This window comes from Planomonospora alba (assembly GCF_039534085.1).
Lineage (GTDB): Bacteria > Actinomycetota > Actinomycetes > Streptosporangiales > Streptosporangiaceae > Planomonospora_B > Planomonospora_B alba.
This window is the reverse complement of the sequence record NZ_BAAAUT010000003.1, coordinates 186,702-208,971: the sequence shown is the minus strand read 5'-3', so window position 1 is coordinate 208,971 and position 22,270 is coordinate 186,702. Positions and strand designations below refer to the sequence as shown.

Genomic DNA, 22,270 nt, shown 5'->3' with positions numbered 1-22,270 from the left:
CGGCGGGGCGGGCGGCGCGGCACGGCGCGGCCCGCGCCCGGGCACCGCCACCGCCAGCCAGGCGAGCACGACCAGGCAGAGCACCTGGGGGACCGCCCCGGACAGCGCCCCGGCGAGCGGGGTCTCGCCGAGCGCCCGGCCCGCGGCCGACGACAGGCCCGCCAGACCGAGCGGGACCGGCGGCGGCCAGGGCCCGGTCACCCGGCCGGCCAGGCCGGGCAGCAGACCGCGCGCGTGCCCGGCCCGCGCCACGTGGTCCATCCAGGCCAGCAGCGCCAGCGCCCCGGCGACCACCAGCGCCCCGGCGGCGCCGCCGGTCCATCCGCCCGCGAGCGGGGCCAGCGGCCAGATCCAGGACGCGCGGACCCGGGCGGGGGCCATGGCGGGCGGGCGGGCGCGGGCCCACCGCACCGGGACGGCCGCCGCGGCCGCGACGAGCAGAACCAGGGCCCAGCCTCCGGCCAGCGCCGCCCGGTAGGCCAGGTCGGGCCCGTAGCGCATGGTCACCACGCCGGATCCGGCGGGCACCTCCCATGCCTGCCGCCACCCGTCCAGCCGGACCGCGGTCAGCGGGCGGCCGTCCAGCTCCGCCGTCCAGCCGCGGTTGAAGTTCTCGTTGACCACCAGGTAGGAGGGTTCGGAGACGGAGACCCGCACGCGCCGCTCCGCCTGCTCCCAGACCTCGGTGCTGACCGGGGCGGCGTCCACCGGCCGCGCGGCCTCCGTAGGCCGGGTCCCGGCCGTCGCGCGCAGCAGCACCGACCGGATGCGGAAGGCGTCGGTGTGGGAGGCGCTCACCCGGACCGGCCCCGCGGTCAGCTCCACCGGCTCGCAGGCCGCGTAGCCGACCGGGCGGCCGCTCGCCACGTCGTCCAGCGTGCCGTCCACGACCCGGGTGGGCACGGTGTTGCCGTTCACCGTCAGCGTGGGGCCGTACCCGCAGGGCAGCCGGAGCGGGCGGGACTCCAGGGAGCCGAGCGGCTCCACCCCGGGGACGGCGATCTCCGCCACCTCGATCGGCCGCGAGGCGGGCGAGGTGAAGGTGATCTCCAGCCTGGAGGTGCGGACCGCCGCGAAGGAGACGAGGCCGTCGGCGCCGACCCAGCTCCGGGTGGTGCGGCCGCCCGCCCGCACGCTCACCCGGACCGGCGGCTGCCCGAGGTAGGTGTCGGGGAACAGCACCCTGATCCGGGAGAGCGTGGCCGGCTCGGCCAGCCGGATCGTCAGTCTGGGCGCCCGGTCGAAGGGCTGGGCGTACCAGACCGTGCGCACGTCGCCGTCCATGGCCGCGCGGCCGATCACCGCCGGATGGTCGGTGACGGTGGAGGAGGCCGCCACCTCGGGATGGGCGCCGGGGACGGTGGTGAGCAGCCGTGCCGTGTCCGGGTCGGTCAGCACGGCCCGGCCCGTCACGACGCGCTCGCCGCTCGTCCGGGTCTGGAACTCCCGGTCGAAGCCGTAGCCGTCCTCGCCGAGGATCTCCAGGGCCGGCGAGCAGGTCCAGCTGGAGGTCCCCCGCATGCAGGCGGGCGCGGAGCCCTGGCGGGTGAGCAGGACCGAGCCGGGTTCGTCCTTCCCGGAGGCCGGGACCGAGATCATGCGCTTCGCCCTCACCCCGGGGACGGCGACCTCGGTGATGCCGACCCGGCTGCCGACCCGGCTCCGGGGCTCCTCGGCCAGGCGGGTCACCCGGATCCGCAGCCAGGAGCTCCGGCCGACGGGCGGACGGACGAGCTGCGGGTCGGTGGTGTCGCTCACCGGCGCCCTCACCGTGCCCGCCTCGGTCTCCAGGGCGATCTCCGCCACCGCGGGGCCGAGCCCCCGCTCGAACGCCACGGTGATCTGCGGAACCTCGATGTCCTCGACGAAGCGCACCTCCCACCACTCCCCGACCGCGCCGTTCCAGCCGTCGGAGCGCCAGCCGGTGCGGGCGTCGCCGTCGAGGGCCGCGTACGGCAGCCGCCCGGGGTCGCGCCGCCCCGTCGCGGCCGTGATGTCCGACTCCGCCGAGGAGGCGCGCACCCCGGCGATGCCGGAGTAGCCGGCCACGGCGGCGGCGCCCTCCCACTCCGGCTCGACGAGGTCCGCGGTGGTGTCGCGCTGCGGCGCCTGGTCCTCGGTGAACGTGGCCGTCGCCGTCCGCCGCAGGTCGCCGAAGAGGATCTCGCGGCGGCGCAGCGTGTCGGTCGCCACCGTGTCGCCGGCGGGCACGGCCTCCGCCCCCGCCTCGTCACCCAGCAGCATGGCCCGGTCGTCGGCCAGCAGTCCCTCGTCGGCCAGGTCGAGGACGGCCTCCGGGGCCCCGGTGACCCGGACCGCGCCCGCGCGCGGCACCGTGCCGGCCACCGGCGCCGGGTCGGGCACGGCGTAGACCTCCAGGGCGGGATATGCCTGGTCGAGCCAGCCCGAGGCCGTCGGGTAGGACCGGTTGCCGACCTCCGGGCCGAAGGAGGCGACCCGCACCAGGCCGCCGGACTCCTCCAGGGTCTCGTGCACCCGCGCGGGCCAGGCCGTGCCGAGCGTCTCGCGCGCCAGGTCGTTGCGGACGAGCAGGTAGGTGACGCCGATCCGGCGCAGCGCGGCGGTGAGCCCGGCCGAGCCCTCCCCGGTGGCGAAGCGCTCGTCGGCGGCCGCCAGCAGCCGTGCCAGGCCGGGCGACCCCCAGGGCACGTTGGTGTGGGTGGCCCAGCGCACCGTCAGCAGCGACTGCATGGGCTCGTCGACCGGGCGCCCCCACACGTACTCGCCCCGGCGCGACCCGGGTACGGCGAGCACCATCCCGCCGCCGGTGCGCTCGTTGAGCCAGTCGGCGGCCTGCCGCCAGTAGACGGGCAGTTCCTCGAACCCGCCCTTCACCGTGACCCCGGCGGAGGCGACCGGCACCGCGGTGAGCGCGACGAGGCCGGACAGCAGCAGCACGGCGGGCCTGCGGAGCGGCAGGCCCGCCTCCCGCAGGGCGCCGGAGAGCCTCGGCAGGCGCACGGCCGCGGGCAGGGCGGCCAGGCCGAGCGCGAGCGGGAGCCGGATCAGCGCGTCGAACTTGTGCAGGTTCCGGAAGGGCGAGAGCACCCCGTCCAGCAGCGCCCGCACCTGCCCGGTCCAGGGGTGGGCCAGTGCGTCGGCGTGCCCGAAGGAGATGATCAGGATTCCGGCGAGCGCGCTCAGCGCGAGGAAGGAACGCTCGGGGGTGGAGCGCAGCGCGATGCCCGCGACGCCCAGGCCGGCCACGAGCGCGGTGGCCGCGATCAGCCAGGGCCGGGTCGCCTGCTCGAACGTGGCGGGCAGCCAGGCGCTGCCGTCCACCGGCAGGAACGACATCCAGCTGGAGGTCCCGCGCAGGATGTTGAGCAGCGAGGTGACGCTGGTGGTGGCGGAGGCGGTCTCGATGAACGGCAGGAAGGAGAAGATGTAGCTGCCCATCACCAGCAGCGGGACCAGCCACCACATGGACACCGCGCCGATGCAGGCCAGCCACCAGGCCAGCAGCCTCCGCTTGCGCGTGCCCTTGCGCCGGGTGAGCAGGTACAGCAGCGGGACGACCAGGACGGCGAGCTCGGCCGCCGCGTTGACCCCGCCCGCGCACAGGAACGCCAGCGCCGACAGGGCAGCCGCCCGGCGCGGGCTGGTGTCCCGGTCGGCTGCGCGCACCAGCGGCAGCATGATCCACGGCAGCACCGCGCTCGGCTGGAACTCCGAGGAGTTGCTCCCGATCAGCGCGATGGCGTGCGGGGCCAGCGCGTAGGCGAGCCCGGCCAGGACCCGGGTGACCGGCGTGCCGACGCCCATCGCCCGCGCCAGCCGCTCCACCCCGAGGAAGGCGGCGCACAGCACGGCCGTCATCCACAGGCGCTGGATGTTCCACGGCGGCATGTCCAGCGCCTCGAACAGGGCGTAGAACGGGCCCATCGGGAAGAAGTAGCCGTGGGCCTGGTTCTGCAGGTGGCCGAAGAACGCGCCGTCCCACAGGTGCACCGCCCTCGACAGGAAGCCCAGCGGGTTGAGCGCCATGTCGAGCTTGGTCTCAGCGATGATCTTCCCGGGGGCGGTGTTGAACGCGACGGCCCCCAGGAGCAGGCAGCCCGCGAGGAGACGCAGCCGGTGCCGCAGCCGGGCGGATGCGGTATCCGTGCTGGCGAGGGTCATCAAATGGTCACCGTGTGGGTCAGGTGGGGTCGGTCTCACCCACGGCGAGACGGAGGTCGGATGTCCCGGTCAGCGGGCGGGCCGCGCCCGCGGCCCAGCGCCGACGGTCGGACCGAGGGAGTTCTGTGGTGATAAGTCTGGTTATAGTAGCGCCGGTCCGTCCCCAGGTGAACTCGCCCGCCCAGACCCGGCAGGCCTGCTGGATCTCCGCGCGCCGCGCCGGATCGGACAGCTCCGCGATCGCCCGGTCCACCACCTCGGCCAGCGTCTGGCCCTCCCGGACCAGCCAGCCGGTCACCCCGTCGCGGACCGAGTCGCGCAGTCCCGCGACGTCGTAGGCGACCGTGGGCACCCCGAAGGCCGCCGCCTCGATCACCGTCAGCCCCCAGCCCTCGAACTCCGACGCCGTGACGTTCAGCAGGGCCGAGCCGAGCACCGCGTTCTTCTCCGGCTCGGCGAGGAAGCCGTGCAGGTGGACGCGGTCGGTGACGCCCCGCTCGGCGGCGAACGCGACCAGCGCCTCCGACTCCGGCCCCCGCCCGACGACGTGCACGTGCAGGCCGGGGTGGCGCTCGCTCAGCTCGGCGGCGAGGCCGATCACGCGGTCCACGCGCTTGTGGCCGACCAGCCGGCCCAGATAGACCAGGGCCGGGTCCCCGGCGACGGTCCCCCGCCGCTGGACGGGCCTGGCCGCCGGGCTGCCGTTGGGCACCACCTGGATCGGCGCCAGCCAGCGCAGCCGGGTGCGCAGTTCCTGCCGGGAGGACTCCGAGACGGTGACCGTCGTGCGGCGGCGGTAGAGCAGGCGGGCCACCGGCCCCTCGATGAAGCACCCGATCCTGGCCAGCCAGGCCGGGAAGAACGCGTAGAACTGCCGGTCGTGCACGTGGTGCACCAGGCAGACGACCGAGGTCCGGCGCCGCACGACGAGCGGGGAGAAGAACGGGATGCCGTTCATCGAGTCGACGACGACGTCGAACGCGCGCCGGTGGAGCAGCAGCCAGAGCGGGACGAGCAGGTAGACGAGGTAGCGGTTGCCCATCCGGTGCAGCGTGATGCCGTCGAGGTGCTCGGTCCTGGCCTGGCCGGGCTCCCTGCTGGTCGCGAAGTGCACCGTGGCGCCCTGGCCGGCGAGGTAGCGGCTGACCTGCCAGGCGTACTCCTCCGCTCCGCCCGCCACCGACTGCTGCGGCTCCCGGAAGTTCAGCACCGCCACCCGGACCCCGGCCAGCGGCGCCCGGGACTCCTCCCCGGACCGGCCTCCGGTCTCCAGACTCAGCCGGGCCCGCGGGGCGGCCGGCGCATGCGGCGTGGCGGCCGCCTTCCCACCGGATAGGACCACGATCTCTCCTCCACTCCGTGCTCGCACACGGCCGGATCAGGGCATGGCGGAGCCACGCCCTGGCTGATCATCGATGTCCGGCCCCACCCCGGCCGGTGAAGAAACGTCCGGCCCCGCCCGGCCGGTGAAGAGACGTCCTCAGGGGCCGTGCCGTACGGCCCCCGGGATCACTTGTCGCCGTAGTTGTACAGCGGCCTGTTCGGCGGTTCCGGCGTGGGCGCCGCCACGTTGACCACCGCCACGGAGGCGCCGACCGCAAGGACCGCTCCGACGGCCAGTGCTGCGAGCACGCGGATCACTGAAGCTCTCCCTCACAGATTCGGACAGTGTGCCGAGGGTAGAACGTGATTCATGTCATAAGCCATAGCCTTAGTAAAACCGTGACAAAGTAAGTTACCCTCCGGTACCCCGCGCAGGGGGACGCATGCGCAGGTCAGGAGGGCGAGGAGAGACGGATGAGGCGGAGCTCCCGCCCGTCGAAGACGGTCACGCCTCCCTGGAACACGTTTTCGGAGGAGTGTTCGAGAACGAATCGCACCCCGAGCCGGGCCAGGGCCCGCGGCCGCTCCTCCGGCGCGCCGCGCAGCGCCTCGGCGGCCGCGCGGGCCAGCGGGTCCTCCGCCGCCACCCGGATCCGGCCGCCGGGCGTGCCCACGAGCAGCTCGTCGTTCCAGACCACCCGCCGGGCGAAGAGCTTGGTCGCCGGGTCGAGGACCACCCGCCCGCCGTTCCAGGCGAACGCCCGGTGCGCCCCCCACGGCAGCGAGAGCAGCGCCCCGCCCGCCGGGTCGGTGTTCACGATCCGCTGGACGTGCCGCCACTCGCCCGGGTAGTCCACGGCCTCCAGCCGGCCGAACGCGCCCAGCGCGAAGGTGGGCAGCACCAGCACCGGCACGGCCACCGCGACGGCGGCGGCGGCCCGCGAGGCGACCGCGCGGACCGTCCCGGCCAGGCCGACGGCCTGCAGCAGGGCGAACGGGGCCAGGTAGAGCTGGCCGTCGCGGAGCGGCCCGAACCCCGGCCACCAGCCGATCAGCGCCTTCAGCACACCGGGCGCGAAGGCCCCCAGGCACGCGACGCCCAGCCCCGCGACCGCCGCCGCGGCCAGCCCCGCCCGGTACGGCACGGCCGCCGGTCCCGGACGCCCGGTCCCGGACGATCGCCCGGCCTCCGGAGCGTCCGGCGGCCCGCCGGCGCGCAGCCGTACGAAGCCCCAGACCGCGACCGCCGCCAGCACCAGCCGCACACCCGACGACCACCAGGTCTCCTGCCCCGGCACCGCCGCGTGCGCGTTCCAGATCCCGCCCAGCCCGAGCAGGCTTCCGGCCACCCCGAACGGGCCGTCCGCGCGCGCCGCGAACGCGTCCACCCCCACCGGGTCGGTCGTGGCCCCGCTGAGCAGGGCGGGCACCAGCCACGGCAGGCTCAGGACGCCCAGGACCGGCGCCGCCTCCCCCACCCGGCGCGCCCCGGGCGGCAGGGCGGGGCGCCGGCGCGCGGCGGCGCCCGTCCCGCGCCCCGGTCCCGCGCCGTCCGGGCGCCCCGGTCCCGCGCCGTCCGGGCGCCCGGGGACGGACACGGCGACGGCCGGCACGGCCAGCAGGGAGACCAGCATCGCCTGGAAGCCGCCCGCGGCCGCCGGGAGCAGGGCGAGCGCGAGGCGCGCCCGCCCGCCGAGCACCACGGCCCGCACCGCCCAGGGGAGCCCGGCCACGCCCAGCAGCAGCGCCCACTGCCCGAGCAGCAGCCGCTGGGCGAGGTAGGCGTTCCAGGCGTAGAAGGCGGCCGCGGCCAGGCGCGGCCCGAGCCGTCCGGAGGGCACCAGCGCCGCGGCACCCGACGCGGCCAGCACGAAGATCCCGAGCAGGATCGCCTTCTGCACCGCCTGCTCGGGGAGGACCGCCGACAGCAGCGCGACCACCAGGTCGCTGGGCACGGCCCGGGGGAAGCCCTGCCCGGGGAGCACGACGGGCGGATCCGGGACGAACACCATGTCGTAGCGGAGCACAAACCCCGGGCCCAGCGCCGGGCCGAGGGCCAGCAGCCCGAGCGCCAGCCCCAGCAGCGCGGGCGACAGGCTCCGCACGGGGAGCGGGCCGCGAGGCCGCAGGCTCCGCACGGCGACCGGGCCGAGAAGACGCCCTGCCCTTTCGGCCCGATCTGCCCGCATATCGCCAGACCTTACGGCAGCCCCGGGACCGCCCGGGGCCGCCGTGCCGCCGTCACCGGGTCGCCGTCACCGGATCACCGGTCACTTGCCCGGCTCCGGGTCGCGGGGCAGGCCGAGCATGCGCTCGGCGATGATGTTGAGCTGCACCTCGGTGGTGCCGCCGTAGATCGTCATGGCCCGGGAGGCGAGCACCGCCCGGTTCCAGACGCCAGGGTCGCCGAGCTTCATGTCGGCCGCCACCGAGGCGGCGGCGCCGAGCAGCCCGGCCGCGCACTCCGAGACGTGCTGGGTGTGCGAGGTGGACAGCAGCTTGCGGACCGAGGCGTCGGCGCCCGGCTCGGCGCCGGACAGCTGCTTGAGCGTCACCCGCAGGCCGAGGGCCGCGATCGAGTGCGCCTCGCAGACCACCGCCGCGATCTCCTGCCGCTCGGCCGCGGTCAGCTCGCGGCCCAGCCGCCCGACCAGCCCGAGCAGGTCGGGGACGGAGGCGCCGGTCCCGCCCGACCCCGAGCCCATCGAGACGCGCTCGTTGGACAGGGTGTTGCGGGTGACCTTCCAGCCCTGGCCGACCTCGCCGACGACCAGGTCGTCCGGGACGAAGACGTCGTCGAAGAAGACCTCGTTGAACAGGTTCTCCCCCGTCATCTCGGTCAGCGGCCGGACGGTGACGCCCGGCGTCTTCATGTCCACCAGGAAGTAGGTGATGCCCTCGTGCTTGGAGCCCTCGTTGGAGGTGCGGGCGATGCAGATGCCCCACTCGGCGAAGTGCGCCACCGAGGTCCAGATCTTCTGGCCGTTGAGCTTCCAGCCGCCCTCGACCCGCTCGGCTCTCATCTGCAGCGAGGCCAGGTCGGAGCCGGCGCCCGGCTCGGAGAAGAGCTGGCACCACATCAGCTCGCCGCTGAGCGTCCGCGGCAGGAAGCGCTGCTGCTGCTCCGGCGTGCCGTAGGTGGCGATCGACGGCACCACCCAGGCGCCGATGATCATCTGCGGGAGCCGGATCCTCGCGGCCTTCAGCTCCTGGAAGATCAGCACCTGCTCCAGCGGCTTGGCGTCGCGCCCCCACGGCCGGGGCAGGTGCGGCATGACGTAGCCGGCCTCCGCCAGCGCCCGCTTCTGCTCCATGCCCTCCAGCTTGGCGATCTCCGCCAGCTCGGCGCGGATCGTCTCGCGCAGCGCGGCGGACTCCTCCGGGAGCTCGATCTCCAGCTCGCGGGTGACGCCGCCCAGCGCCAGGCCCGCCACCTTCTCGGCCCACTCGGAGCTCGCGCCGAGCAGGGCGCGCAGGGTGAGGGCCCGGCGGTAGTAGAGGTGGACGTCGTGCTCGTAGGTGTAGCCGATGCCGCCGAAGATCTGCACGGCGTCCTTGGCGCAGTGCACGGCGGCGTCCGGCGCCGTCACCCCGGCGATCGCGGCGGCGTAGGCCGCCTCGTCGCCGCCGTCCGCGGCGGCGCGGGCCGCGTCCCAGACCGTGGCGCGGGCCTGCTCCAGCGCGATGAGCATCCGGGATGCCTTGTGCTTGACGCCCTGGAACTGGCCGATCGGGCGGCCGAACTGCACGCGCACCTTGGCGTACTCGGCGGCGGCCGTCACGCACCACGACGCGAGGCCCGCGGCCTCGGCGCCCAGCAGGATCACGGCCAGGTCCCGTACGGCGGAGCCCGACAGACCGTCCAGGATCCGGCCGGCCGGCACGGTCGCCCCGTCGAGCTCGACCTTCGCCACGCTCCGGGTGAGGTCCAGCGACGCCACCGGCGTCACGGTCGCCGCGGAGGCGTCCACCGCGACCCACGCCTCGCCCTCGCCGGTGGCCACCGGGAGCACCAGGACGTCGGCGAGCGCGGCGCCGAGCACGTACTCGGCGGTGCCGCCGACCGTCAGCGCGCCGTCCTCGCCCCGGGTGCCGGTCAGCGCGGACTCCAGCGCGACCGCGCCGGTCAGGGTGCCGTCGGCCAGGCCCGGCAGGAGCTCGGCGTGCGCCTTGCCGTCGGAGGCGAGGATCACGGCGCCGGCGAGCACCGTCGGCACGTAGGGCCCGGGGGCGACCCGCTCGCCGAGGGCCTCGACCGCCACGGCCGTCTCCAGCAGGCCGTACCCGCTGCCGCCGTACTCCTCGGGGATGTGCAGCCCGAGCAGGCCCTGGTCGGCCAGCCCGGACCAGAAGGCGGGGCGCTCCTCGCGCTCGGCCGCGAGGGCGGCCCGCACGACCTCCGACGGGATGTTCCGCTCGGCCCAGCCGCTCACCGACTCGCGGAGCGCCTCGTGCTCCTCACTCAACCCGATCGCCATGACAGCCTCCAGAAACGGTTCACTGGCAGAACCATATTCTAGAAGTTGCTTCCGTCACAACGGACGGACGCTGGCCACCAGAGGGGCGATGTCGGCCCACAGCTCCCTGCGGCCGTCCGGCACGGTCACCAGGAAGACCGCGGGCTTCGCCCTCGCGGTCCCCAGCAGCGCGAGCGCCCCCTGCGAGCTGCGCCGCCTGCCGTCGATCTCGTAGTCCACCCGGTAGCCGAGCACCCACCCCCGGCCCCCGGCGTGCCGCTGCGAGGCGGTCCAGACGAGCTCGGAGCCGTCCGGGTAGTGGTTGCGCAGGGCCCAGCGCACCGCGCGCACCGCCAGGGCCCGGTGGTCGGCGTCGCTGTCCGGGGCCTCGGCCGGCGCCTTGCCGGGCAGCGGGAACGAGACGGCCAGCGTGCGGGGCGGCCGCGCGCCGCCCACCCGCATCCCCGCGGAGAACGGCCTGCCCGCGCCGTCCTTCCACCGCCCGCCCAGCCGGGCGTAGGCGACCCCGGCCCTGGTGTCCACCACCGTCCCGGTCACCGGGCTCGCCGTACCGGGCAGCGCCGCCAGCGGGATCGCCCCCGGCAGCCGCGGCAGCTCCGCCGCCGGGGAGGCCGCGGGCGCGCTCGGCGCGGCGGGCGCCGCCGGCGCCGCCTCCTCCGCGGGCCTGCGCTGCGGCACCGGGTCGGCGGGCTCGTCACCGGAGAACAGCGCGAAGACCCCGATGATCGAGAAGACCGTGGCGACCGCGGCGAGGGCGCTGTAGACCGTCCTGACCGGGATGTCGGCGATCCGCGCCGCCATCCCCCCGCCGCCACGCGCCGGGACGGGCGGTGCGGCGGGCTCCGCGGCGTCGGCCGGCTCCCGGACCGCGGCCGGCGGCCCGCCGACGCGGAGCGGCGCCCCCGGGGCGTCCCCCGCCGCACCGCCCGCCCGCCCGCCCGAGGCCGTCCCACCGGCCGGACCGCGCGAGACCGTTCCACCGGCCCGGATAGGCGAGGCCGTCCCACCGGCCGGACCGCGCGAGACCGGGACGTCCCGGCCCGCGCTCCCGCCCGGGGACCGCCGGGGCACCCGGGGGGTGACGGTCGCGTCATCCCCGGAGTCCTCGTCCCGGACGACGGGCATGGGCGTGGTGGGCGCCTCGTAGGACGGGACGTGCCTGTCCCGCGAGCGCCCCGGGGAGGTGTCGCCGGCGTCCGCCATGGCCGTCAGATTACGTCGGCCTGGGTGGCGGGCACACCCTTTCCCGGCACGCTTTGTGCGACGGGCACACGCCTGGCCCGAGGAGGAGGCCCCCTCTTCCTTCTACAGAATTTCGCTCTGTATGGTCGCGGCCATGAGGGGCTTCTACGAGATCGCCACCGCCGACCCCGCCCGCGCCGCCGTCCTGGGAGACGCCCCGGTGACGTACGGCGCGCTGCACGAGCAGGTCAACCGGGTCTCCCACGGCCTGCTCGCCCGCGGCGTCGCGCCCGGCGACGCCGTGGTGACCGTCCTGCCCAACGGCACCGACATGATCACGATGATGCTCGCGACCTTCCAGATCGGCGCGTACATCGTCCCGGTGAACTGGCACTACACCGCCGAGGAGATCGGCTACGTCATCTCCGACTGCGCGGCGCGCGCGGTGGTCGGCTGCGAGCGGTACGCCGACGCCGTACCGGGCGGCTTCGAGGAGGTCGCCGCGCTCGCCGAGGGCCGGCCCGCCACCCCGCCGCCCGCCCGCCGGGCCGGGTCGATGATGCTCTACACCTCGGGCACCACCGGCAGGCCGAAGGGCGTGCGCAAGCGGCTGATCGAGGTCACCCCCGAGGAGCTCTTCCCGATCCTCGAGCGCAAGAGCTGGCGGCACTTCCGCCTGCCGCCCGACGGCGTCCACCTGGTGCTGTCCCAGCTCTACCACTCCGCCCCGTACGGCCAGGCCATGATGGCGGTCAACCACGGCCACGCGCTCGTGCTGACCGAGCGCTTCGACGCCGAGCGGACCCTGGAGCTCGTCGAGCGGCACCGGGTGACGAACACGTTCATGGTCCCGACCATGTTCCACCGGCTGCTGGCGCTCCCCGCCGAGGTCAGGGAGAAGTACGACCTGTCGTCCCTGACGCACCTCTACCACGGCGCCGCGCCCTGCCCGCCCGCCACCAAGCAGGCGATGATCGACTGGCTCGGCCCCGTGCTCTGGGAGTACTACGGCTCGACCGAGGCGGCCGCGGTCACGATGGTCTCCTCGCAGGAGTGGCTGGAGCGGCCGGGCACGGTCGGCCGGGCGGTCGACGGCATGCGCCTCGCCGTCCTGGGCGAGGACGGCGAGGAGCTGCCGCCCGGTGAGCCCGGGCTGGTCTACATCGGCGGCGTCAACCGCTTCGAGTACCACGGGGACCCGGCCAAGACCGCCTCGTCGATGCGCGGCCGCCTCTACACCGCCGGAGACATCGGCTATCTCGACGCCGACGGCTACCTGTTCCTCTGCGACCGCCGGACCGACCTGATCATCTCGGGCGGGGTGAACATCTACCCCGCCGAGGTGGAGGCGGTGCTCCAGGAGCACCCGGCGGTGGCGGACGTGGCGGTGATCGGCGTGCCGGACCCGGAGTGGGGACACAAGGCCGTCGCGCTCGTCCAGCCCGCACCGGGCGCCGAACCCGGCCCGGACCTCACCGCCGAGCTGCTGGCCCACTGCTCCGGGCGGCTCGCCAGGCTCAAGCACCCCCGCGTGATCGAGTACAGCGAGCACCTGCCCCGCACGCCCACCGGCAAGCTCAGCCGCACGAGCGTACGGGAGGCGTACCTGTCGCGGTGACCCGCGGCCCCGCAGCGAATCCCGGCCCCGCCGCGGTCCCGCCGTGGACCGCGATCCCGCTGCGACCCCGAAACGACGCAATCTTTTCCCATACGCCGGGAAAGTACCCCCGCATGGAGAGACGACCGCTCGCCCACCTCGCGCTGCTCACCGCACTGGCCGTGGCGCTCACCGGCTGCAGCACCACGCAGACCGGCACAAGGTCCGCCGGCGGCACGGCCACCGCCTCGCCGGCCGCCACCGCCCCCTCCTCCCCCCTCCCCGTCGAGGGCGAGGTCGCGGCACTGGAGGCCGCCTACGAGAGGGTCATCGGCAACGTGCTGCCGTCCATCGTGCAGATCAACACGGCGACCGGGCTGGGTTCCGGCGTCGTCTACGACACCGCGGGACACATCGTCACCAACGCCCATGTGATCGGCGACGCCACCCGCTTCGAGGTCACCCTCGCCAGCGGCGGCGCCCCCCGGCCCGCCCGGCTGGTCGAGTCCTTCGAGCTCGGCGACCTGGCGGTGATCAAGGTGGACGACCCCTCCGGCCTCAGCCCGGCGCGGTTCGGTGACTCCGCCAGGCTCCGGGTCGGCCAGATCGTGCTGGCGATGGGCAACCCGCTCGGCCTGTCCGGCAGCGTGACCAACGGCATCGTCTCCGCGCTGGGCCGTACGGTGACCGAGCCGCAGGCCGAGGGCTCGCCCGGCGCCACGATCACCAACGCCATCCAGACCTCCGCCGCGATCAACCCCGGCAACAGCGGCGGCGCCCTGGTCAACCTGTCCGGCGAGGTCATCGGCATCCCCACCCTCGCCGCCACCAACCCGGAGCTCGGCGGCGGCGCGGCCCCGGGCATCGGCTTCGCCATCCCGTCCAACACCGTGACCGACATCGCCGGCCAGATCATCCGGGACGGCGAGGTCACCAACACCCGCCGGGCGGCGCTCGGCGTCTCCGTGCAGACCGTCGTCGGCCCCGAGGGCGGCGCGGTGGGCGTCGGCGTCGCGCGGGTGACCCCGGGCGGCGGCGCCGACAAGGCGGGCATCGAGCCCGGCGACGTGATCGTCTCGGTCAACGGCACCAAGACCGCGACCACGCAGGCGCTGTCCGAGGTGCTCGCCACGCTCAAGCCGGGCGACCGGGCCGAGGTCGGGCTGCTCCGCCCCGACGGCTCCACCACCACCGTGACCGTCACCCTGGGCCAGCTGTCCGAGAACTGACCCGGCCGGTGCCCGCCGGCCGGGACCGCCTCACCCCGGCCGGCGGGCCAGCAGGTCGTTGAGCTCGCCGAAGGCGATCCCGTCCGCCAGGGCGGCGTAGGTGCCCGTGCCGTACAGTTCCCGCGCGGCCCGCCGGGCGACGGCGTAGGCGGCCGCGGCGAGGTCCGAGCCCACGCTGACCCGCGCGACGCCGAGCGCGGCCAGCTCGCCGACGGGCGGTGCCCCCGGGCCCCCGAAGACGTTCAGCGGCAGGTCCACGCCCTCGGCCAGGACGGCGATCGTGCCGGGGTCGGTGACGCCGATGGCGAAGATCCCGCTGGCGCCGGCCTCGCGGTAGGCGGCGGCGCGCTCCAGCGCCGCCCGCAGCCGGGCCTCCGGGGCGTCGTTCCCGCGCAGGTAGACGTCCACCCGCGCGTTGATGTAGAGGGGGACTCCCGCGGCGTCGGCCGCCGCACGGGCCGCGGCGAGCCGGGCGGCCTGCTCCTCGACCGGGCGGAGCACCGGGGTCCCGTCCCGCCGGACCGTGTCCTCGATGTTCACCCCCACCGCGCCCGCCTCGATCACGCCGCGGACGGTCTCGGCGACGGCCTCGGGCGTGTCACCGAACCCGCTCTCGATGTCGGCGGTGACCGGGACGCGCACCGCGGAGGCGATCCGCGCGATCAGGTCGAGGGCGCGGTCCCGGTCGAGCCGGTCGCCGTCGGGGGCGCCGAGGCTCCACGCCACCCCGGCGCTGGTGGTGGCGACCGCCTCCGCGCCCGCCTCCTCGACGAGCAGTGCGCTGGCGACGTCCCAGGCGTTGGCGAGGACCAGCACGCCGTCCCTGGTGTGCAGCGAGTGGAAGAGGTCGGCCTTGTCACGGAGATCCATCATGGTGATCAGTTAACCAGCACGCGCCGACGGCGGAACGGCGGGTTCCGGACGCGACCGGTGGCGTCCGGGGGGCGGGGCCGCACGGCCGGGCGGCGGGACGGCGGACCCGGGGACGGGCGGCCGATTCTCCCCTCCGGCACCTCCTGCCTGGGGACGATCATTCCCCTGACTTCTCATACTTTTTCGGGATATGCGGGCGGTCAAGATCGGCTGACAATCGACTCGGCCCGGCGCACCGGGCCGCGCACGTCAGGAGCCGCCGCACCCGCTCCCCCGGGGGCCGGTCCCGGGCGCCACCGCCGGGAGCGTCCGCCGCGGACGCGGGTGCCCGGCCGGGAACCCGAACGCTGGAGATCGTGTGCGACGAAGAATCCCCCTCATCACCCTCGCCCTGACCGTCATCGCCTCCCTGCTCACCCTGACCCCCGCCGCCTCCGCCGCCCCCGTCCCGGGCACCGCCCCGGCCGCGTCCATCGCCTGGACCCCGTGCCCCGAGGACCCGACCGCCGAGTGCGGCACGCTCAAGGTCCCGGTCGACTGGGCCAGACCGGGCGGGCCCACCATCGACCTGGCCCTCGCCCGGCGCAAGGCCGCCGACCCGGCGGCCCGGATCGGCTCCCTGGTGATCAACCCCGGCGGCCCGGGCGGCTCCGGCGTGGACTTCGCGATCGGCAGCGCCGGCTACTTCAGCCCGGAGATCACTCGGCGCTTCGACATCGTCGGCTTCGACCCGCGCGGCGTGGCCCGCAGCCACCCCGTCGTCTGCTCCACCGAACTGCTGAGCCGCATGCCGTACCCGGTCCTGAAGAGCCAGGCCGAGTTCGACGCGCTGCTGGACTACAACCGGCGGCTGCGCGAGGACTGCCGCGCCCGCACCGGCCCGCTCTACGACCACGTGGACACGCTCAGCGTGGTGCGTGACCTGGACGCCCTGCGCGCCGCCCTGGGCGAGCGGAAGCTGACCTACTACGGCATCTCCTACGGCACCCTGATCGGCCAGCTGTACGCCGAGAAGTATCCCCACCGGGTGCGCGCCCTCACGCTCGACAGCACCATGGACCACAGCCTGGGCACCCGGGCCTTCCTCGACACCGAGACCGAGACCGCCCAGGACTCCTTCGACGAGTTCGCCGCCTGGTGCGAGCGGGACGCGGGCTGCGCCCTGCACGGCAAGGACGTGCGCGCCTTCTGGGCCGGCCTGCACGCCCGCGCCGAGCGCGGCGAGCTCCACCTTCCCGGCGAGCCCGAGATCACGCTGACCCCCCTCGACCTCACCGGCCTGGCCCTCGGCGCCTTCTACGGCCCGTCCTGGGCGGGGCTGGCGGAGCTCCTGGTCGCCCTGGACACCGGCACCGCGCCGCCGGCCGGCCTCGTGCCCCGGATCGAGCGGCAGAACGCCGAGGTCACGCCGTTCCCCGAGCGGGTCTTCTGCCTGGACTACCACCTGCCGATCCGCGACTACCGCGAGTACGCCGCCCACCTGCGCCGCTCGGCGAAGATCGCACCCGACATGCGCTACAGCCCGCTCGCCCTGTCGATGACCGCCATCTGCCTGGGCCAGCCCGAGCCGGTCCCCAACCCCCAGCACCGCCTGCGGGTCCGCGGCGGCACGCCGCTGCTGGTCGGCAACGCGCTGCACGACCCCGCCACCGGGTACGCGTGGGCGCTCGGCACCGCCCGCCAGCTCGGCCGCCAGGGCGTGCTGCTCACCTACGAGGGCTGGGGCCACGGCATCTACGGCCGCGGCGAGTGCACCACCGGGGCCGTGGACGGCTACCTGGTCTCGCTCACCCTGCCCGGCCGCGGCACCCGCTGCCCGGCCGTGCCGCCGGTCCAGAGCAGGGCCAAGAGCGGGCAGCAGCCGCTGCCGCTCCTGCCGCCCGGCCCGCGTCCGACCGTGCCCGGCTGGGGCTTGAGGCTCTGACCTCCCGCGGGACCCCCAGGGGAGGAAAGGCGAAGGGCGGCCGGCCGGCGATGACGCCGGCCGACCGCCCTTCGGCGATCTGCTCCGCACCGTACGTACGGGCACGGAACGGGGGTGGTGGAGGTGGCGGGAATCGAACCCGCGTCCTTCAACTCCAAACCAGGGCTTCTCCGGGTGCAGCCTGCTGTGCTTTTCTCAGCCCCGGCGATCACGCAGGCGAGTCGCCGACGGGCTCAGCCACTGTCAGATTTCCCGCTCGACCCCGTGGCCGGGTCTCGCGGTGGAGCCTCCTAGCGATGCCGGATCCGGGCCGGAGGCGATCCCGGGCCGGCAGAGGTTCCTCGCTGCTTAGGCGGCGAGGGCCAGGGAACCCTGGCTGACCTCGGAGTGCTTCTTATTGGCACTTATTGGTCGCGGTCACAGGATTAACGAGGTTATGTCCGCAGTCCTCGACCCGCTTCCCCTGACTTGCAAAGTCAAAGTCGAAACCAGTCACCCCCCTGTTGAGTTGTCAACCCGCTCCCCGCGAGGAGGGGCGGACCATCCGAAGATACCGGTTACAACACCGCTCGCGCCAACCGGATTCCCGCCGCCGCCTCGAAGCCGGCGGCTCCGTCCGGCCGTCCGCCCGGTGTCGTGCCGGAGACGTCCTCGGAGTCGATGGGTACAACGCATCCCGCGCCGCGCGGATTCCCGCCCCGGCACCACCGGAGCGGGAAAAACGGAAAAGCCCCCGGGACGCGGCGTCACGCACGCGCCCCGGGGGCGACCGGCAGGGTCGAGCCGGTCCTGACGGCCAGGGCCTCCCCCGAGATGAGGCCCTGTTCTCATCAAGGCGACTGAGTCCGCAACCCCCCGAGCGGTGCTCAGTCACTTGGAAGGACGCATCCGGGGCCCCGCGGGGTTGCTCGGCCCGCGGATCGTTTTTCCGCGGGCCCTGAGCGGGCCCGCGCGGACCGTGAACCGGCCGTGAACCGGCCGCGGGCCGCGCCGGTCACGCCCCCGCGCGCAGGTTCTGGAAGAACCGGCCGGCCGTCGCCGCGCCCGCCGTGGAGTCCGCGCTCTGCACGAGCACCGCCACCGCCACGTCCCCCTGCCAGCCGACGAACCAGGACAGGGGCCTGCGGTCCACGGAGGCGGCGGCCGTGACGCCGTGCACCGGCTCCCCCTCCGCGTCCGCGGCCCGGGCCGAGCCCGCGGTCACCGCGACCCGCATCAGGGAGCGGAGCGTGTCGACCGTCTCGTCGTCGAGGTCGACCGGGGAGACGGTCTGGGCCGGCGCGTCCTCGTCGGCCGGGTCCTGCGAGGCCGGCTCGGTGACCAGGACGGGCGGCCGCCAGGTCCCGGAGGCGACCGCCCCCGCGACCAGCGCCATGGACAGCGGGCTGACCGAGACGTTCTGCCCGGCGATGGCCCTGGCCGTGGCCGCGTCGTTCCGCAGCGGGTCCACCGACCCGCTGAAGGACTTCAGCGGGAGCGTCCACTCCGCGCCGATGCCGAACTTCGCCGCGCCGGCGGTGAGCTCCGCGCCGTCGATCCTGCGGGCGAGCGAGGCCAGCGCGGTCACGCACCCGGTGGCGAAGCTGGCCTGCACGGTCGGCGTGCCGCCGGTGAACGCGCCCGCCTGGTGGAACCTGGCCCCGCCGACGGTCCGCTCCGCCGGGCAGGAGAGCTTCTGCTTCAGGTCCACCTCGGCCTTGAGCAGCCCCTCCACGGCCATCACGGAGAAGGCGGTGCCGGCGGGGAACTTCCCGGCGAGCGCGTCCTTCTCCTGGTGGTACTCCTTCGTGCTGCCGACCGCCAGGATCTCGCCGGTCGATCCCTTGACCGCGACCAGCATGCCGGGCCCGCCCGCGGCGAGCGCGGTGTCGGCGGCCGACTGGACCTTCCGGTCGAGCGTGGTGCGCACCGGCGACGCGGTACGGCCGGGCCGCCACTTGGCCAGCTCGGCGACCGGCTGGAGCGTCTTGAGGTCCACGGTGATGACGCTCGTCTCCGTCGAGCCGGTCAGGTGCTCCTGGTAGGCCTTCTGCAGGCCGCTCCTGCCGACGGTGTCGCCGGCCCGCTGCGGACCGCCGAGCTGCTGCTCGGTCTCCGGGGTGACGGCGGTGACGGTGCCCACGATCTGGGCGGGCGCGTCGGGGGCGACCGCCTGCTCCCGGGTGGAGAACTCCAGTCCCTCGATGGCCTCCAGCTCCGAGCGGAGCTGGGCGAAGCGGAGCCGGCCGAAGGTGACCAGCGGCACCTGGTCGCTGGGGCTGGCCGAGCGGATCCGGCTCAGCAGCCGGTCCTGGGGGAAGCCCGTCACCTTCGACAGCTGCTCGCAGAGGCCGGCCGCGTCCTCCAGCTTCGCCGGGACGACGCTGGCCACGTACAGGTTCGCGGGCTGCTGGAGCGGGTCGTTGTTGCGGTCCACGATCGGCTGGCGGCTCTCGGACTCGACCTTCACCGCGAAGCGCTGGCCCTCGCGCAGCTCGGGGTGGAGCACGCTGGGCGACCAGCGCACCTTCCAGCGGCCGTTCACCAGGTGGAGCGGGAGGCGCCCGTCGTACTCCCACAGGGGGTTGTTCTCCCCCAGGTCGACCTCGGCCGCGAAGTCGGCCTCGGCCTCGTCGTCGGCCCTGCGGATCCCCCTGAGCTCGAACCGGAAGGAGGCCGCGTCGAGCTGGACGCGCGCGTCCTCCAGCGCCCGGCTCACCTTCTTCTCGTCGCCGTCGGTACGGCGGGCGGCGAGGGTGTAGTCACCGGTCTGCCAGCCGACCAGGAAGTCGCGGACCGCGTCGTGGGCCGACGGCTCCTCCGTGCACGCCGACAGCAGCGGGGCCATCGCCGCCAGCGCGAGCGCCGCGGCGGCCTTCCTGCGGGCCTTCCCCGTCACGATCTACCTGTTCCTGTGTCGCAGCGCGCGGGCCATCTCCCGCTTGGCCTGCTTCTCGGCCAGTGTCTGGCGCTTGTCCCAGTCCTTCTTGCCGCGTGCCAGGCCGAGCTCGACCTTGGCCCTGCCGTCCTTGAAGTACAGGGAGAGCGGCACGATGGTCAGGCCGCCCTCCTTGGTCTTGGCGGCCAGCTTGTCGATCTCCTTGCGGTGCAGCAGCGCCTTGCGGGTGCGCCGCGCCGCGTGGTTGGTCCACGTCCCCATCGTGTACTCGGGGATGTGGACGTTGATCAGCCACACCTCGCCGTCCTTGACGGTGGCGTACCCGTCGGTGAGGGAGGCGCGGCCCAGGCGCAGCGACTTCACTTCGGTGCCCTGCAGCACGAGGCCGGCCTCGTAGGTGTCCTCGATGTGGTAGTCGTGCCGGGCACGCTTGTTCTGGGCGATGACCTTCCGCCCGGTCTCACGTGGCATGCCTGGAGCCTACCGGGATGCCTCACACACGGAGGTAACGGCGGAGCGTGACGAACGAGGTGAGGATGCAGATCACCACACCGATCATCATGGTGAAGCTGATGATCGAAGCGAGGGTCTCCCAGCTGAGCGGCACGGTGCCGCCGATGGAGCTCTGCACGCTGTCGAAGAGGAAGACCTTGCTGACGATCAGCATCACGGCCGCCACCACGCCGCCGATCAGGCCCGCGATGACGCCCTCCATCACGAAGGGGAGCTGGATGTAGAGGTTCGAGGCGCCGACCAGCCGCATGATTCCGGTCTCCCGCCGCCGGTTGTAGGCCGACAGCCGGACCGTGTTGCCGATGAGCAGGATGGCCGCGAAGACCAGGATGATCGCGATCACCAGGGCCGCCCAGCGGAGCTTCTCCAGCAGGCCGAAGAAGTTCTCCAGCAGCTCCTTCTGGTTGATCACGTTGGAGACCCCGGGGGCGCCCTTGAGGTTCTCGATCACCTCGCCGTAGGTCTCGGGGTTCTTGAGCTTGACCCGGAAGGACTCCGGCATGTCCTCGACCTGGATCGCCGAGATCATCACGGGGTTGTCGGCGTACTGGGCCTTGAAGTTCTCGTAGGCCGTGGCGGCGTCCTCGAAGTCGACCCGCTCGACCTGCTCCATGGCCTCGATCTGGGCCTTCAGCTCCGCCTGCTCCTGCGCGTCGACGCCGCCGCTGCCCTTGCACTGCGGGAAGGGGTCGTTCTTCTTGCACAGGAAGACCGAGACCTCGACCTTGTCGGTCCAGAAGTCCTTCATGCCGGTGATCTGTGAGTTGATCATCAGACCGACGCCCAGCAGCGCCATGCCGACCGCCACGGTCACGATGACCGCCACGGTCATCGTGACATTGCGGCGGAGGCCGATCCAGACCTCGGAGAAGATGAAGTTTGCCCGCATGCTCTTCCTGTCGCTGTCGCTTCTGAGGGGTCCTGGATCTCAGTACGCCTGGCCGTACACGCCACGCGACTGGTCACGGACGATCTTGCCGTCCTCCAGTTCCACCACGCGCTTGCGCATGGAGTCGACGATGGCCGCGTCGTGCGTGGCCATGACGACCGTGGTGCCCGTCCGGTTGATCCGGTCGAGGACCTTCATGATGCCGATGCTCGTCGCCGGGTCGATGTTCCCGGTCGGCTCGTCGGCCAGGAGGATCATCGGGCGGTTGACGAACGCGCGGGCCATCGCGACACGCTGCTGCTCACCGCCGGACAGCTCGTCGGGCATCCGGTGGGCCTTGCCCTCCAGGCCGACGAGCTCGACGACCTCGGGCACGACCTTGCGGATGAACCGGCGGGGCTTCCCGATGACCTCCAGCGCGAACGCGACGTTCTCGTAGACGTTCTTGTTGGGCAGCAGGCGGAAGTCCTGGAACACGCAGCCGATCCGGCGGCGCAGGTGCGGGACCTTGAAGTTGGACAGCCGGGCCAGGTCTGTGCCTGCGACGTGGATCGCCCCCGAGTCGGGGCGCTCCTCCTTGAGGATCAGCCGGAGGAAGGTCGACTTCCCGGACCCCGAAGGGCCGACGAGGAACACGAACTCACCCTTGTCGACGTCCACGCTGACGTGGTCCAACGCGGGGCGGTTCTGGTTCGCGTAGACCTTGGTGACATTATCAAAATGGATCACGGGCGCATCACGGCATGCCAGTCTAGGGGTTAGGACGGTCGCGGTAGTGGCAGAGGTCCACTTTCCGCCTCTCGCCGGCCGGAGGGCGCCGATCTTTACCCAGATCGACGTTCCGGTTGGCCGGAGCCCAGTCTAGGGGGAAGACCGGCATGGAAGGTCCATAACGGAAACAAAACGATTCGACGCGCGGTAACGACCGCATAAAGTGGGTGCGACCCCACGGGGAGGACCTGTCAAGGAGACCACCATGACCGGCCGTTCCGCGCCCTCTCCCCGGCCCCGGCGGCCGGGGTCTCCACCCTGGAGGCGATCATGAGCTGTGACGACCTGGTCTGCGCGCGGTGCGCCCACCCCGTGGCGGAGGGGCGCTGCCCGCTGTGCCGGGCCAACCGCGACCGCATGCACCAGACGGGAATGGGCGGACTGACACCGGCGATGGTCTCACTGGTGCTGATCGTGCTGTTCTTCCTGACCCTGGTGCTGAACCACCTGTCGGGCCGCTGACCCCGGCG

At 73.9% G+C, this 22,270-nt stretch carries 15 protein-coding genes and 1 other RNA gene; 4 read left to right on the top strand and 12 right to left on the bottom strand.

From position 1 onward, the window contains the following. The 6 genes from ABD823_RS02995 to ABD823_RS02970 all read right to left on the bottom strand — a co-directional run. Nucleotides 1–4,143, bottom strand: a 4,143-nt coding sequence (locus tag ABD823_RS02995; protein ID WP_344855613.1) for an alpha-(1->3)-arabinofuranosyltransferase domain-containing protein, incomplete at its 3' end; no start/stop codon positions are given. Between the two features lie 19 nt (nt 4,144–4,162). Then, nucleotides 4,163–5,485, bottom strand: a complete 1,323-nt coding sequence (locus ABD823_RS02990; RefSeq protein ID WP_344855612.1) for a glycosyltransferase family 4 protein — start codon at nt 5,483–5,485, stop codon at nt 4,163–4,165. A 167-nt stretch (nt 5,486–5,652) separates the two neighbouring features. Beyond that, nucleotides 5,653–5,775, bottom strand: a complete 123-nt coding sequence (locus ABD823_RS02985; RefSeq protein WP_255529714.1) for a hypothetical protein — start codon at nt 5,773–5,775, stop codon at nt 5,653–5,655. A gap of 143 nt (nt 5,776–5,918) precedes the next feature. Next, a complete protein-coding gene (locus ABD823_RS02980) occupies nt 5,919–7,571 on the bottom strand; it encodes an MmpA family trehalose lipid delivery protein (protein ID WP_344855608.1) in 1,653 nt (550 codons plus the stop codon). Between the two features lie 165 nt (nt 7,572–7,736). Beyond that, the gene (locus ABD823_RS02975; RefSeq protein WP_344855606.1) at nt 7,737–9,944 is read right to left on the bottom strand and encodes an acyl-CoA dehydrogenase family protein; all 2,208 of its coding nucleotides are present in this window, start codon (nt 9,942–9,944) and stop codon (nt 7,737–7,739) included. A 54-nt stretch (nt 9,945–9,998) separates the two neighbouring features. Next, the gene (locus ABD823_RS02970) at nt 9,999–11,147 is read right to left on the bottom strand and encodes a hypothetical protein (RefSeq protein ID WP_344855604.1); all 1,149 of its coding nucleotides are present in this window, start codon (nt 11,145–11,147) and stop codon (nt 9,999–10,001) included. 133 nt (nt 11,148–11,280) lie between these two features. On the opposite strand from ABD823_RS02970, the gene ABD823_RS02965 reads away from it, so the two are divergent. Both ABD823_RS02965 and ABD823_RS02960 read left to right on the top strand, forming a co-directional pair. Next, nucleotides 11,281–12,744: an AMP-binding protein gene (locus tag ABD823_RS02965; protein WP_344855602.1), complete on the top strand. Its 1,464-nt coding sequence runs from the start codon at nt 11,281–11,283 to the stop codon at nt 12,742–12,744. A gap of 113 nt (nt 12,745–12,857) precedes the next feature. Then, entirely contained in the window at nt 12,858–13,952 is a 1,095-nt protein-coding gene (locus tag ABD823_RS02960; RefSeq protein WP_344855600.1) for a S1C family serine protease, read from the top strand. Nucleotides 13,953–13,982: 30 nt separating this feature from the next. Here the strand turns inward: ABD823_RS02960 and ABD823_RS02955 are convergent, their stop codons facing one another. Continuing rightward, entirely contained in the window at nt 13,983–14,825 is an 843-nt protein-coding gene (locus tag ABD823_RS02955) for an isocitrate lyase/PEP mutase family protein (protein WP_344855598.1), read from the bottom strand. Between the two features lie 358 nt (nt 14,826–15,183). On the opposite strand from ABD823_RS02955, the gene ABD823_RS02950 reads away from it, so the two are divergent. Further along, a complete protein-coding gene (locus tag ABD823_RS02950; RefSeq protein WP_344855596.1) occupies nt 15,184–16,749 on the top strand; it encodes an alpha/beta hydrolase in 1,566 nt (521 codons plus the stop codon). A gap of 115 nt (nt 16,750–16,864) precedes the next feature. Here the strand turns inward: ABD823_RS02950 and ssrA are convergent. The 5 genes from ssrA to ftsE all read right to left on the bottom strand — a co-directional run bounded on the left by ssrA (nt 16,865) and on the right by ftsE (nt 21,758). After that, nucleotides 16,865–17,249, bottom strand: a transfer-messenger RNA (tmRNA) gene (gene ssrA, locus ABD823_RS02945). A gap of 494 nt (nt 17,250–17,743) precedes the next feature. Beyond that, nucleotides 17,744–19,627, bottom strand: coding sequence for a penicillin-binding transpeptidase domain-containing protein (locus tag ABD823_RS02940; protein ID WP_344855594.1), 1,884 nt, complete (start codon nt 19,625–19,627; stop codon nt 17,744–17,746). A 3-nt stretch (nt 19,628–19,630) separates the two neighbouring features. Then, nucleotides 19,631–20,098 (bottom strand): SsrA-binding protein SmpB, encoded by a 468-nt coding sequence (gene smpB, locus ABD823_RS02935; protein ID WP_344855592.1) that lies wholly within the window; start codon nt 20,096–20,098, stop codon nt 19,631–19,633. A gap of 22 nt (nt 20,099–20,120) precedes the next feature. Then, nucleotides 20,121–21,029 (bottom strand): permease-like cell division protein FtsX, encoded by a 909-nt coding sequence (gene ftsX / locus ABD823_RS02930; protein WP_344855590.1) that lies wholly within the window; start codon nt 21,027–21,029, stop codon nt 20,121–20,123. Between the two features lie 39 nt (nt 21,030–21,068). Continuing rightward, a complete protein-coding gene (gene ftsE, locus ABD823_RS02925) occupies nt 21,069–21,758 on the bottom strand; it encodes a cell division ATP-binding protein FtsE (RefSeq protein WP_344855588.1) in 690 nt (229 codons plus the stop codon). A gap of 312 nt (nt 21,759–22,070) precedes the next feature. Between ftsE and ABD823_RS02920 the strand changes: the two genes are divergently transcribed. Beyond that, a complete protein-coding gene (locus ABD823_RS02920) occupies nt 22,071–22,262 on the top strand; it encodes a hypothetical protein (RefSeq protein ID WP_344855587.1) in 192 nt (63 codons plus the stop codon). Nucleotides 22,263–22,270 lie beyond the last annotated feature (8 nt).

What these genes read in the sequence shown, in the direction of transcription:
- ABD823_RS02965 (WP_344855602.1), top strand. Translation starts at nt 11,281, where the DNA reads ATGAGGGGCTTCTACGAGATCGCCACCGCCGACCCCGCCCGCGCCGCC.
- ABD823_RS02955 (WP_344855598.1), bottom strand. Translation starts at nt 14,825, where the DNA reads ATGATGGATCTCCGTGACAAGGCCGACCTCTTCCACTCGCTGCACACC.
- ABD823_RS02960 (WP_344855600.1), top strand. Translation starts at nt 12,858, where the DNA reads ATGGAGAGACGACCGCTCGCCCACCTCGCGCTGCTCACCGCACTGGCC.
- ABD823_RS02975 (WP_344855606.1), bottom strand. Translation starts at nt 9,944, where the DNA reads ATGGCGATCGGGTTGAGTGAGGAGCACGAGGCGCTCCGCGAGTCGGTG.
- ABD823_RS02970 (WP_344855604.1), bottom strand. Translation starts at nt 11,147, where the DNA reads ATGGCGGACGCCGGCGACACCTCCCCGGGGCGCTCGCGGGACAGGCAC.
- ABD823_RS02920 (WP_344855587.1), top strand. Translation starts at nt 22,071, where the DNA reads ATGAGCTGTGACGACCTGGTCTGCGCGCGGTGCGCCCACCCCGTGGCG.
- smpB (WP_344855592.1), bottom strand. Translation starts at nt 20,098, where the DNA reads ATGCCACGTGAGACCGGGCGGAAGGTCATCGCCCAGAACAAGCGTGCC.
- ftsX (WP_344855590.1), bottom strand. Translation starts at nt 21,029, where the DNA reads ATGCGGGCAAACTTCATCTTCTCCGAGGTCTGGATCGGCCTCCGCCGC.